The organism is Micromonospora sp. WMMD710 (assembly GCF_029626045.1).
Lineage (GTDB): Bacteria > Actinomycetota > Actinomycetes > Mycobacteriales > Micromonosporaceae > Micromonospora.
In genome coordinates this window covers 4,640,557-4,652,329 of record NZ_JARUBD010000001.1, presented here as the reverse complement: position 1 = coordinate 4,652,329, position 11,773 = coordinate 4,640,557, and the positions used below count along the sequence as shown (strand labels likewise).

The window sequence follows — 11,773 nt, the reverse complement described above, 5'->3', positions numbered from 1 at the left end:
AGAGCGTGCAGGAGAGGCTGCGTATCGGTACATGCCAGACCCAGGAGTTCCTCGGCGACATCGACGCAGCGCTGACGTGTATCGAGGGCTTCGCCCGGCAGGCCGATGCGCAGGACGTCGACCTCCTGCTGTTCCCGGAGTGCTTCCTGCAGGGGTATCTGGTCAACGACGACCATATGCGCACCCAGGCGGTGGAACTCAGCTCCGCAAGGTTCGCGTCGGTGCTCAAGCGGCTGAGCCCGATCGAGCAGACCCTCGTGTTCGGCGTCATCGAACGAAATGGCGACAGGTACTGCAACACTGCGGTCGTTGTCACGCAAGGTGTGCTTGTGGGCGTCTACCGCAAGACCCATCTACTGCCCGGGGAAGCGTTGTTCGACAAGGGCGATGCCTACCCGACCTTCGAGTTGAAGGGCGTCAGATACGGCATCAACATCTGCTACGACACCCAGTTCGCCGAGGCCGCCGCGGCGGTGGCGGCGCAGGGTGCCCATGTCCTGCTCGTGCCAGCTCAGAACATGATGCGGCGGGAGGCCGCAGTGCGCTGGAAGGACCTGCACCACGGGATCCGGGCTGAGCGCGCGCGGGAGAATGGCCTGTGGTTGGTGTCAGCGGATGTGACCGGCGAGCGCGACGAGCATCGTGTCGGCTACGGGCCGACCAGTGTCATCAGCCCACAGGGGGAGATTGTGGCGCAGGTGCCGTTGATGACTACCGGCATGGTGATTGTTGAGATCCCGCCGCTTCAGGATGGCCGTGGCTAGAACCACCGTGCGGGTTAGCCGCTCGGACGCGTGTTGATGCTTACGGACACTACCCAGATGCCGTGAAGGATTCGCATGGTGACACCTCACCGCTGGCCTCGACCGAGGCGCATGGTGAACCACGTGGGCGGTCGCGCTCGCTAGAGTGCACCGGTGATTGTCTGGGTGTCCTCGTTTCCCCGGTCCGGCAACACCTTCCTGCGAATCGCCCTCAACAGGCTCTACGGCGTGCGGACATCCGTCGTCTATGACGTCGACGGCGTGGCTGAGCGCTTGGGCGCCGATCTGGTCGGCTTCACCGAACGGCCTGCAGCGATCGATGCCATGCGCCAGTCCGAAGAGGTGCACCTCGTCAAGACACACCGGCAGCGCGACGACCAAGTCGAGGAGTTGGACAAGGCCATCTGCCTCGTCCGAGACGGCCGCGATGCACTCGTCTCGTGGGCCCGCCTGGCCAGCGAGGAAGACTCCACACGGTTCGCAACAGAATTGAGCGCTATGATTACCCGGCGGGACAAGGTTGGAACCGGTAGCTGGGGACGCAACGTGCTGAGCTGGCTGCGGCCACCGGCACCTCACCGGGTGGTCCTCAGGTACGAGGAGCTCGCCCGTGAGCCGAGAGCGGCCATTGAACAGGTCATGGCAACCCTGGTACCCCAGCTCCGACCCCTCGCCGACGCGCGGATTCCGTCGTTCACCGAGCTGCAGCAGTCCGACGACCGCTTCTTCCGCAAGGGGCTCACCGGCACCCATCGCGACGAGTTGCCCGACGAGCTACACCAGCTCTTCTGGGCCCAGCCCGACAACGTCGCTGCGATGCAGCTACTTGGGTACGGGACCAGGACGGACGATTAACAGCACACCTGAGCGTGCGGTGGAAGGCTGCGCGGCGATGGGCAGGCAAGCGACGATCCGGCGGTCCGGGGCGAGTTGATCCCTTCTCCGCAGCCGAGGCGATCCCTCCGGTGCCGTAGCTATGTGATCCTCCATCCGCTGTTCCAGCAGGGGAACTTTGTTGTGAAGATGTTGACGTCGAGGTTCAGGGTGTGGGCGGCGGGCGCGAACAGCGCCGCGTACTCCGCGTCGGGGGAGTAGAGGGTCCAGCGGCGCCGTCGGGCGTCGAGCACGAAGAGCAGTCCCCATTTTGCGGTGTCGGTAGCGGCCAGTTCCTTCAGTTGTTTCCGCAGCCCGCCGGGAAGGTGGGCGTGGTCAATGCGGCCATGGCCGACGAGCATCAGCGGGAGCTGAGGTTGGCCGCTGAGCAGGCGGCGCAGGTTCGGCACCGTTGTCACCTCCCGGTGCGGTCGTGGCTGCGTGGATCGTCCACGCGCCGCTGTCGGTAGATGGTGCCTTCGCGGGCGGTGACGCGCCAGGGACGGGCGTGGTGCACGGCGATACGCAGCTCTGGGGCATCTCGGTCGAGCGTTGCGCAGACCAGGTCGGCGGTGCCATCGGTTACGCAACGGGCGAGCCAACCGCCGTGTGGGCCGATGATTCCGGCGGGCATGGCGGTGCTGCATTGCGCGGGCACCGAGGTGCTCACCCACTGGCTCATGGTGGCGGCGTGGCCCTGGGCGATCACGGCGAACATCGGGTCTTCGGAGAAGGTGGAGAACAGGACGCAGTCCACGCCCCTGTGGAGGTAGTCGAGGAACAGCTCCGGGAAGTTGATCTCGATGCAGAGTGCCAGGCCCAGCTTGTACCCCGCGATGTCGAGGACGGTTGATGTGAAGCCGGGGGTGTAGAAGCGGGTGATCTCCGTGTGGGAGAGGTAGCGCTTGTCGTAGCGGTCGACGATGCGTCCCTGGTCGGAGATTACGTACAGGCTGTTGTGCGGACGGTGCTCGCCGCTGAGTCGGTGATTGCTGCCCAGGATCACCCACAGGCCGAGCTCACCCGCGAGCGCAGCGGTCGTGTCCAATTCTCTCCGCAGAGATGCCCAGTCGACGTCCCAGCCGGCGAAGTGGTCCTTGGCCTGCCCGGCGTAGCCGGAGAGGGCTCCTTCGGGGAATTGCACCAGGTGGGCGCCCTGCTGATGCGCGCGGCGCATGAGCGCACGGATTGCGGTGCCGTTGAGCGTGGCGTCGCAGGTGACCAGTGGTTGGGCGGCAGCGATCGTGAGAGTGGACGGGTTGTCCGTTCGGAGGGCGTCGAGCATTCGGGGTGAGCCTCCTGGCGTCGATCGTGGGTGGTCAGGTGAGGACTCGGACTCGGGGCCAGCGGTGGGCGGGGCGTTGCCGCGCTAGTCGTTGCGCGGACACGGCGAGGCTGACTCGGGCCGGGTTGCGTTGCCAGATGCCGTCGAGAAGGTGATCGAGTCCGTGTGGTGCGCAGACAGCGATGTGCCCGTCGGCGTCGAGACGGATCGCGACGGCGGTGGCGTATTCGGGCCAGGTCGCGACCGCGTCGGCGATGCTCCGCAGCGCGGGGACGGGGTCGCCTCCGAATCGGGCGGGGTACCAGGTATGCACGGCGGCCTGGTTCTTCGCCTCCCAGGGCGGTCCGGGCCACATCGTCGCCAGATGTCCGGTGGCGTGCTCGTCGTTGGCCCGGGTCAGGTCGGTGGGGTCGAAGAATGCCACGTCGATGTCCCGGACTTGGGAGAAGTCGAATCCATGCCCGTAGCGTTGGTCCCACACCAGATCCCTGAGGACACCAGCGCCGATCCAGGCGTCCGGTAGGCCCGACTCCCGCACGGTGCGCAGCGCCCGCATCAGCGGCTGACTCGCGCCAACCAGACCGCGTAACTCGTCATCGCGCATGCCCTCTTCACCTCCGTCAGGTCCAGGTTGATCGAGGTCGGGTCAGCTGCGCGGGTGCGTCAACCAGCTGGCCGTGGGCAGTTGTGGCTGCATGCTGGTGCGGATGTCTCCAGGCAGCTGCGCGGCGTCCGGATGCGGCGGGGTGCTGATGTGTTGCTGGTGGAGGCGGAGTGCGAGGTAGGCGGTCAGCGAGGTCGCGTGCGGTACGTCTGGGTCGGTGGTGGCGCCGGAGGGGGTGTAGTGGGTGTGCCGTAGTGGGGCCACGAACTCGGGCAGGGGTGCGCCGGCTTGCAGGCCGGTGGTGATCGCCGTGGACAGCGCTTCAGTTAGGCCGGCCAGGGTGGAGCCGTGTTTACCAACGCGCAGATCGACGTGGGTGAGCTGACCGGACGAGGTGGCCGTGGTGAGGCGTCCCGTGGTGCCGTCCAGCACGAAATCCGTCGTGGTGCCGGTGTGCCGTTGGGGTGCCCGCCGCTGCGGGTTGTCATCACTCACTTTGCGTTCTCCCTGGGTGTGGTGGCGGTGGCCGTGACGGCGGTGGGCAGGCGGGTGCTCGCGCTACCGAACGACGTGTTAGGCGGCGACGTCCGCTGGCGGCGGGCTAACCGGGGCGGGCTGTTCGGGGTTGTCTTCCACGGCAGGAACGCGGCGCTGGTGAGGGTGAGGGCGGCGGTTGCCGTGAGGGCGGTGCGGGGGCCGGTGACGGCGGCGAGGATGCCGGCGGCTGCGATGACGATGGGTTGGGTGAGTTTGCTGGTGATGGACCAGGCGGTCAGGACGCGGGACAGGCAGTGCTCGCTGGTGTGGTTCATTCGGTAGGCCGCAAAGGTGGGATTGAACGATCCCGCCATGAACAGCAGGAGCGTGTCGGCGAGGGTGATGATGATCAGGCCCGGTGTGCCGGGCGGGGCGAGGGGGATGAATCCCATCCAGAGGGTGCGGGCGACGCCGGTGGTGAGCAGGACCCTGCGGAGGCCGTATCGGGTAGTGAGGGGGCCGGCGGTGAGGGAGCCGAGGATGCCGCCGAGGCAGGGCAGTCCGAGGGCCAGGCCGTACTGCCAGGGCGCCAGGTGGAGGTCGCGGAGCATGAACACCGCGATGATGGGCGTGCTGGCCGTGATGGCGCCGCCGAAGATCACGGCGTTGACGAACAGGGCCCGCAGGCCCGCGTGGTGAAGAATGTGCCGCCATCCTTCGATGGCTTCCCGGCCCCAGTTTGGGGCGGGTTGCCGCGTTGGTGGCGGCGGTTCGGCGCTACGGAGGCGGCGGATCCCGAGCGCGGACATCAGGAAGCTCGCGCCGTCGACGGTGATGGACGCGGTAGCGCCGAGCCAGGACACGAGAACACCGCCGATGGGTGAGCCAAGGCTGTTCGCCGTCCACTGCGAGGTCTCGAATCGGCTGTTGGCGGTGACGCGTTGATCGACGGTGACCAGGTGTCGCAGGTGTGCGCCGCTGGCGGCGCTGAACACGATGGTGCCGGCGGTCTGCACGACGGCGACGACGCACAGGTGCGCGTACGTCAGGGCGCCGAGCGCGGCGGCGATGGGGACGCTGGTCAGGGCCGCGCAGCGCAGCAGGTCGGCCCCGATCATCACAGGCCGTTTGCGCCGGAACTCCACCCAAGGGCCCAGGGGTAAGACGATGACCGCCGAGGCGAGGCCGGAGATCACCGCGAGCAGGGAGATCTGCAGAGTCGATGAGTCCAGCAGCAGGATCGCGACCAGCGGCAGCGCGCCTGCCCCGACGGCGGATCCCAGGTGGCTGACCGAGTAGGCGCCCCACAGGCGGTGGAAGTCACCGCTAAGCGGGGCAGGTGCCGGTGCGTCGCCCGCGAGACCGCGCTGGACCGGTGCGCCGGCGGTTGTCCGGTTCAAGCCCATCGCATCAGCGCCTGAACGTCGTGGCGTGCCCGGCTTAGTAGCTGTCGCAGGTACGCGAGCCGGGACGCGGTCGAGTTGCCTGCTGCCAGCACGGTGTGTAGGCGAATCTCTCGGCAGGTGAGCAGGAGCAGGTTGACGTGGTAGGCGGTGGTGATGTTGGCGGTGTGCACGCGTTCGGCGATCGCAGCGGTGAGGGTCGGGCTGGCTGCAGCGCCGACGATGTGCAGCAGCGCGAGGTCGTAGCCGGGTAGGTAGCTGCCGCTGTGCTCGAAGTCGACGAGGGCGCAGTGCTCGCCGTCGAGAAGCAGGTTCGCGGGTAGGGGGTCACCGTGTGCGGTGACCCGGCCCGAGCCGAGCTGGTCGACGAGGAAGTGGAGGGGGTACTGGTCGGCATCGTCGAGAAGCCCGGCGGCGTGATCGGCGTCGATCCGGCCGTGGTAGTCGACAGGTTGCGGCAGTGGCCGTGCAGGCGTCCAAGTGGCGAAGGTGTCGAGGGTGTCCAGGACCAGCCTCGCGGTGCCCGGGCCGACGTCGTGAGTGAAGTGGCGCTGGTCGTCGAGGCGCTGCCCAGGTAGCTGAGTCAGGACGGTCAGGCGAGCGTCGGCGTACAGGACCCGCGGCACGCGCACGGGGGGCGGCTGATCGGTGAACAGCTCGTACATGCGCAGCTCGTGCTGGCGTCGGCCTACCCAGTACGGGTCGTCGGTGGTCAACAGCTTCACGATCACCGGTTGGCCGTCGCGGCGGCCGGTGGCGACGACGGCCTTGTCGGTGCGGTGCACAACCCGGCCGGTGCCCACCCGTACGGCAGCGGCACGGGCGACCAGCGCCGCGAACACGTCATCCGCCCCGTCCGCTACGCGACCGGCATGGTCTGGGGTTGCTCTCGGTAGTGCGGTCATGGGACTGCCGGGAGCAGGTCATTGTCGCGGCCGGTCAACGGCAGGCCGGCGGCGGTCGCGATGCGCTCGATTGCGTGCTCAAGCGTGGTGCTCTCGGGGAGGACGAGTTCGTCGGGCCAGCCGAGGACATCTTGTGGGGTGTACCAGCTGCGCAGGTGCTCCGGCGACACCTCCGCCGCCATGGGACGCGTTCCGTGGCGCCGCAGGGTCTCGGGCAGCGACACGTCGAGGTAGACGAAGAGCGTTCGCCCGCGGTGCGCGTCGCGCAGCTCGGTGAGCATGCTCCGGTACCGGGCGGTGTGCATGATCCCTTCCAGGATCACGTGGTAGCCGTGATCAAGACAGAAACGGACGTTCTGCGCCATGAGCGTGGGCGCGAGACCACCTGGCTTGTCACGTTCCCTGAGCAGGATCCGCCTAATATGATCTTGGCCGACGACGGCGCAGCCGCGGCCGTGCCGATACCGCAACTCACGGGCAATGGTGCTCTTACCGGAGCCGGAGTTCCCACGGAGGCATATCAAGATCGTCGACCCCGCGTTGGTCATCGGTCTGTCTCCGGCCAGGTGATCGCGGTCAGCGTGTGGCGGCGGGGCACGAGCAGCCGCAACCGCTCGGTGTCGGGCAGTCGCGTGCCGGCCGGGTGCACGGTGATGTCCGGGCCGGCGCCGGCCCGGAACCGCCGATCCCAGGCCACTATCAGTTCCAGCAAATCGCTTGTCAGTCTGGTGGCGTGCGGACCGAAGCCGTGCCCGCCGAACTGCCACGTCGTCGTGTCGTGGCTTCGCATCGTCAGGTAGGCGAGGCTGTCGCTGGTCAGCAGGGTGGGGCAGAAGAAGCGGTCCTGTGGATCCAGCAGGCCGGCGGTGCGGTCCCGATCGACTCTGAGCACGCCGTACGGGCGAGGTTGGCTGGCCAGCCACAGGTGCAGGCTCTCGAGGCAGGCGCCCATGCTCATGTCCAGGGTCACCGGCGAGGACACCTCAACCCGTGGCCCATCAAGGGCAGCGCGGAGGGCCTCGGCGTTGGTGGTGGTGGTGTCGTCATCCAGGGTGAGAACGGCGTCGTCGCCGCGCAGCGGCACCCGGCGGGCCGGGAACCGGCCGTGGCCTTGCATCGCGACGAACCCGCACTGCACGGACGCTGTCGCGGCCAGGTGGTCACCTGCAAACTGCAGGGTGAGGCAGCGGGTGTTGCCGCGCATCCGCAACGGCACCACCAGCCTGCCGGCTGGTGAGAGCTTGTCGGTCCACGCGGGCGGCAGGTCGCTGGCCTCGACCGTGACGAGCACCGCGTCCCACAACCCGTCTGCAGGATGGCCGTGTGCGCCATCGGCGTGGACCACCTGGACCTGCGGGTAGCCGGCCCGTGCCAGCGCCTGTTGCGCGTGGGTGACGACCTGCCCGTCGATGTCGACGCTGACGACCGTTCCGGCCGGGCCGACGACCTCGGCGATCAGTGCGGCGTTGTATCCTCCTGAGCCGATTTCGAGAACCCGGGCGCCGGGCCGCAGCCCGGCGGTCTCCAGCATGTACGCCTGCAACCACGGCGCGGAGATCGAACTGGTCGCCTTTCCGTCCGAGCCGCGTCGGGTGACGACAACATCATTCGCGTACGCGGTCTCGATGCTGGTACCGGCCGGAGCGAACAGGTGCCGCGGCACTGCGGTGAACGCCGCCGCCACCTCCGGCCGGGTAATCCAACCCTGACTGCGCAGCTGGTCGACCAGCTTCCGGCGAGCATCCTCCGCCGTCAACGTCTCGGTCGTCCCGCTTCCAGGTGCCACGACATCTCCTCCCTCGAACGAATATCAGGTGAGCAGCCGGCCGACCGCCACGAGCATCGATCCCGTTGCTGCGATGCGGCAGGTCGGAGATCAGGAAACCGGTGCGCCGTCTTCGAGGTAGCGGGTCGACCCGTCGGCCCGCGCCTGGAGGCATTCGCTGACGCGGCGGGCCAGCAACGGCTGCAACCGCTGGCGAATCTGCGGCGGGGCAGACCACGCCCAACCCTTCAACTCGGCGGGCGGCACGACGATCCGCTGCGCCTGAACCGCGTCCAGGACACCGCCGTCGAAGACGAGCATCACACCGTCGGTGCGGCCAGCACGGGCCGGCACCCAGTCCACGACGAGCAGCCGACCCGGCGTCAGGCCCACGCCGAGCTCTTCGCGGCACTCCCGCACCGCCGCCTGCCACGGCGACTCGCCGGCCTCAACACTGCCTCCGGGAATCTCCCAATCCGTTTTGTACGCCGGCTCGACCAGCAAAACCCGATCCTGCGAATCGGTGATCAACAGTCCGGCCGCCATCCGCTTGCGCGGGAGACCAGCGGCGAATTCCTGGGGGTCCGAGGGCATGCGGGCACCGTAGAACTCCAGGCAGCCGACACGCCCGCAGCGCCACGCACCGACAATGTCGGCACATCCCGACACCAACTCCAACACCCGCCACCTTGACCAGGTTCGGCGACATCTGATGGTGCTACCTCACCGCATGATGCGCCGGCTGCCGGCACGGAACATGTCACAGCGAGCCGCTACGGTGACCACTCACCGTGAGTGCTCAACCGGGGGTGGTGGCCGATGGGCGACAGCGACGAGATCAGTGCTGCCCGCCGCGCGCTCGGCCGTCGCCTCGCGCACCTGCGCAAGGCTGCCGGACTCACGCAGCACGGCCTCGCCCCTCTCGTGCGGTACGCCCGCAGCTCCATCGCCAGCATCGAGACCGGTCGGCAGCACCCCGACCGAACGTTCTGGAACCGCTGCGACACGATCCTGCAAACCGGCGGCGCGCTGACCACCGAGCACGACCGCATCATCGAGCTGGACCTGCACCGCCAACGCGCCCAGGCCGGGCCGGCCGACACCGCGACGGCCAGCGGTGACGTGCTGTGGGAGCCCGAGGAATGCATCACCGCCCGCCGGTCGGCCCTGATAGGCACCACAGACGATGACGCCCGGCTGACGCACCTGGAACACGAGATCCAGCAGGCGATCACTGACAACGAGCGCTTCGCGCCGAGCACGCTGGTTGCCCGTCTGCGTCCGCTGAGGGCCTGCGTCGACGAGCTGATGGCCGCCACGCAACACCCACCGCAACGGGCTCGGCTCTACATGGCCGCCGCACACCTGTCCGGACTGCTCACCGCCCTCGCCCTGGACCTGCGGGCCTTCCGCATCGCGCGCGCGTACGCCGCCGAGGTGTCCGACCTGGCCGTCGCCGCTGAGCAGCCCGACGTGCTGGCCTGGGCCCATGCCACTCAGGACCTGATTGCCAATCACACCAGCGATCCACCGGAGGCCCTCACTGATGCGGCGGGCGGCCTAAGACAGGTCAAAAAAGGTTCACACCGTATCCGTGTGGTCATCGACGAGCTGGCGCGGCATTCGAGCGCATCGGCGATCGAAACGACGTTGACCGCGCCGCCGGAGGTGCCGTCGCCGTGATAGCAAGCAGCCGACAGAGCGCAGGTCAACTCACCTTCAGCAGGCGACCCGGTAAGAAGTGTGATCGGGCTACCACCGACAGCGGAGGCGAGTCATGGCGATCGACAACTCGGACATCTTGGGAGCCTTGTCTGACTACCTCACGTGCTACCCCCACGAAGCCGCGTCGCTGGCGGCGCCGACGCGGCTGATGTCCGAAGGAGCGAACGTCACCTCTCGGCTTTATCTGCCCATGCACGTGACTGTCGGTGCGCTTCTGGTGCGCGGCGGCGCTGAAGTACTGCTTGTCGATCACCTCGCCTACGGGATACTGCTCCAGCCTGGAGGACACCTCGAGCCGACTGATGCCACGCTGATCGGTGCGGCGATGCGGGAGCTGGTGGAGGAGACCGGCGTTGATCCCGCCGGTATCGTCCCAACCTCGCAGGTGCCGGCTTATGTCGAATACGGGCAGGTTCCGGCGCGGCCCGATAGAGGGGAACCCGCACACTTCCATCTCGACTTCGGTTTTCCGTTTGCGACAGCGTCTGCTGATGTGGGTCTGATCCAGGAGTCGGAGGTGCGAGGTGCTGCGTGGTACCCGCTGGCCGAGGCCGAGCGGCTTGTCGGCCGCCGCATTGCGCGGGCCGACGCGAGCACGTTGGGGACCGGTGAGTGTGCACCGCTGATGCCGTGGGCAGGAGGCACACAAGACCTTTCGAAGTGATCACCGTGCGGGTGATGTCCGTGGCAGCTCACGAAGTTCGCGGAGGATGTCGCGGACCGCTGGTGAGCGCGGTGCGGCGGGGGCGAGTTCGTCGTGAAGTCGGTGTAGCAGTGCGACGCTGCGTACGGAGCTGACGGCGGGTAGGCGGCCAAGGGCGAGGCGGGCTGTGCTGACCGCGAGGTCGAGGTCGCCGGCGGCGTTGTGCGCGAGGCTGAGCCAGGCGCCGTGGCGTAGTGCGGAGCGTTGCGGGGAATCGGTTGGACTGGTGTGCGCGCGGGCGTGGAGCAGCCGTTCAGCTTGGCGAAGGAGTGCTGGCCGTTGAATCGGCACCTGCTCGGCCAGTACAACAAGACCGCGGCCGGTGATCGCGTCCAGCTCGACCCGATCGATGTACGACGCCCACGGGGGCAATGGGGCATCGGGAGCGGTGTCGAGGAGTGCGAGGGTGTTCTCGCGCATGTGGAAGAAGCTGGTGAGGTCGCCGGCGACGGCGTGGGCGAGGGTGCTGCGGGCGGCCACCAGTGAGCGGACGGCGGGCGGGGTCTTTGCCGCTGATTCTTGGGCTGCTGAGGCGAGTTGCAGGGCGTCGAGGGCGTGGCCTCGGTCGGCGGCTTGGTTGGACATGAGGGCCAAGATGCTGGCGGCTAGGCCGGGATCGCGAGCAGCGTGCGCGGCGCGTAGAGCAGTGAGGTACCAGCGTTGGGCGAGGCCGTCCTCGTTGGCATCGAACGCCATGAACCCCGCGGTCTGGGCGAGCTGCGCTAGTGCGCCGGCCAGGCGGCGGCCGGCCTCCGCGTCGTAGGACGCTCGGCGCAGGAGCCGGGCTACGGCGGTGAACTGGTCACTGACGAAGCCGCGGGCGGCGCCGCCCTGGTGGTCGTCGAGTTGTTGTGCGTGGGCGACGACGGTGTCGATCATGTCGAGCAGCGGTGGGGTGACCGGTCCGCCGTCTCCGGCAGCCGCGATCAGGTCTGGATGTGGCTGGTGAAGCGCGGCCCACGCGTGGCCGGTGAGCGCGGCGCCGGTGACAGCGATGATGGTGCGACGGGTCGGCACGGGTCCTCCTACGAGGCTGAGCAGTCCGTTGCTGTCCCAGGGTAGATCCATTGCGTGATTCGCCGGCAGCGCTGGATGCGGACGTGGGGCGGTTACCCCCCAGACGTCCTCGAACATCAGGTCGATTCTGAGCTTGGCGGAAAGTACCTCGACGACGAGTTCGGGTATGTCACCGTGCGGCACAGCGCCGTCCGCGACCCATTTGTAGGGGGTTTTGGGGTGGACTCTGCGGGTGCTGCCGCGGGCCACCAG

14 protein-coding genes are annotated in these 11,773 nt (G+C 68.1%); 4 read left to right on the top strand and 10 right to left on the bottom strand.

Annotation, left to right across the window (positions count from 1 at the left end):
• Positions 1 to 5: 5 nt before the first annotated feature.
• Positions 6 to 764: a carbon-nitrogen hydrolase family protein gene (locus O7620_RS21450; protein ID WP_278124719.1), complete on the top strand. Its 759-nt coding sequence runs from the start codon at positions 6 to 8 to the stop codon at positions 762 to 764.
• Between the two features lie 153 nt (positions 765 to 917).
• Positions 918 to 1,619, top strand: coding sequence for a sulfotransferase domain-containing protein (locus O7620_RS21445; RefSeq protein ID WP_278124717.1), 702 nt, complete (start codon positions 918 to 920; stop codon positions 1,617 to 1,619).
• 119 nt (positions 1,620 to 1,738) lie between these two features.
• Here O7620_RS21445 and O7620_RS21440 read toward each other — a convergent pair whose 3' ends face one another.
• The 9 genes from O7620_RS21440 to O7620_RS21400 form a co-directional block, all read right to left on the bottom strand.
• Positions 1,739 to 2,047: a hypothetical protein gene (locus O7620_RS21440; protein ID WP_278124716.1), complete on the bottom strand. Its 309-nt coding sequence runs from the start codon at positions 2,045 to 2,047 to the stop codon at positions 1,739 to 1,741.
• A gap of 5 nt (positions 2,048 to 2,052) precedes the next feature.
• Positions 2,053 to 2,922 (bottom strand): carbon-nitrogen hydrolase family protein, encoded by an 870-nt coding sequence (locus tag O7620_RS21435; RefSeq protein ID WP_278124714.1) that lies wholly within the window; start codon positions 2,920 to 2,922, stop codon positions 2,053 to 2,055.
• Between the two features lie 34 nt (positions 2,923 to 2,956).
• Positions 2,957 to 3,526: a nucleotidyltransferase family protein gene (locus O7620_RS21430; protein WP_278124712.1), complete on the bottom strand. Its 570-nt coding sequence runs from the start codon at positions 3,524 to 3,526 to the stop codon at positions 2,957 to 2,959.
• A 42-nt stretch (positions 3,527 to 3,568) separates the two neighbouring features.
• Entirely contained in the window at positions 3,569 to 4,021 is a 453-nt protein-coding gene (locus O7620_RS21425; protein WP_278124710.1) for a hypothetical protein, read from the bottom strand.
• Positions 4,018 to 5,409, bottom strand: coding sequence for an MFS transporter (locus O7620_RS21420; RefSeq protein ID WP_278124708.1), 1,392 nt, complete (start codon positions 5,407 to 5,409; stop codon positions 4,018 to 4,020). Before O7620_RS21420 ends, O7620_RS21425 begins: the two co-directional genes overlap by 4 nt.
• Positions 5,400 to 6,248: a phosphotransferase gene (locus O7620_RS21415; RefSeq protein ID WP_278124707.1), complete on the bottom strand. Its 849-nt coding sequence runs from the start codon at positions 6,246 to 6,248 to the stop codon at positions 5,400 to 5,402. Before O7620_RS21415 ends, O7620_RS21420 begins: the two co-directional genes overlap by 10 nt.
• Before the next feature lie 59 nt (positions 6,249 to 6,307).
• A complete protein-coding gene (locus O7620_RS21410; RefSeq protein WP_278124706.1) occupies positions 6,308 to 6,859 on the bottom strand; it encodes a kinase in 552 nt (183 codons plus the stop codon).
• Positions 6,856 to 8,097 (bottom strand): methyltransferase, FxLD system, encoded by a 1,242-nt coding sequence (fxlM, locus tag O7620_RS21405; protein WP_278124704.1) that lies wholly within the window; start codon positions 8,095 to 8,097, stop codon positions 6,856 to 6,858. The genes O7620_RS21410 and fxlM overlap by 4 nt, the downstream gene beginning before the upstream one ends.
• 90 nt (positions 8,098 to 8,187) lie before the next feature.
• On the bottom strand, positions 8,188 to 8,670 hold the full coding sequence (locus O7620_RS21400) for an NUDIX hydrolase (RefSeq protein WP_278124702.1): 483 nt from the start codon (positions 8,668 to 8,670) through the stop codon (positions 8,188 to 8,190).
• Positions 8,671 to 8,895: 225 nt separating this feature from the next.
• Between O7620_RS21400 and O7620_RS21395 the strand changes: the two genes are divergently transcribed.
• Entirely contained in the window at positions 8,896 to 9,759 is an 864-nt protein-coding gene (locus O7620_RS21395; RefSeq protein WP_278124701.1) for a helix-turn-helix transcriptional regulator, read from the top strand.
• Positions 9,760 to 9,853: 94 nt separating this feature from the next.
• On the top strand, positions 9,854 to 10,465 hold the full coding sequence (locus O7620_RS21390; protein WP_278124699.1) for an NUDIX domain-containing protein: 612 nt from the start codon (positions 9,854 to 9,856) through the stop codon (positions 10,463 to 10,465).
• On the opposite strand, the gene O7620_RS21385 is transcribed toward O7620_RS21390, so the two are convergent.
• Positions 10,466 to 11,521 carry a hypothetical protein gene (locus tag O7620_RS21385; RefSeq protein WP_278124698.1) on the bottom strand — a complete coding sequence of 352 codons (1,056 nt, stop codon included), beginning with the start codon at positions 11,519 to 11,521 and terminating at the stop codon, positions 10,466 to 10,468.
• Positions 11,522 to 11,773: the final 252 nt, after the last annotated feature.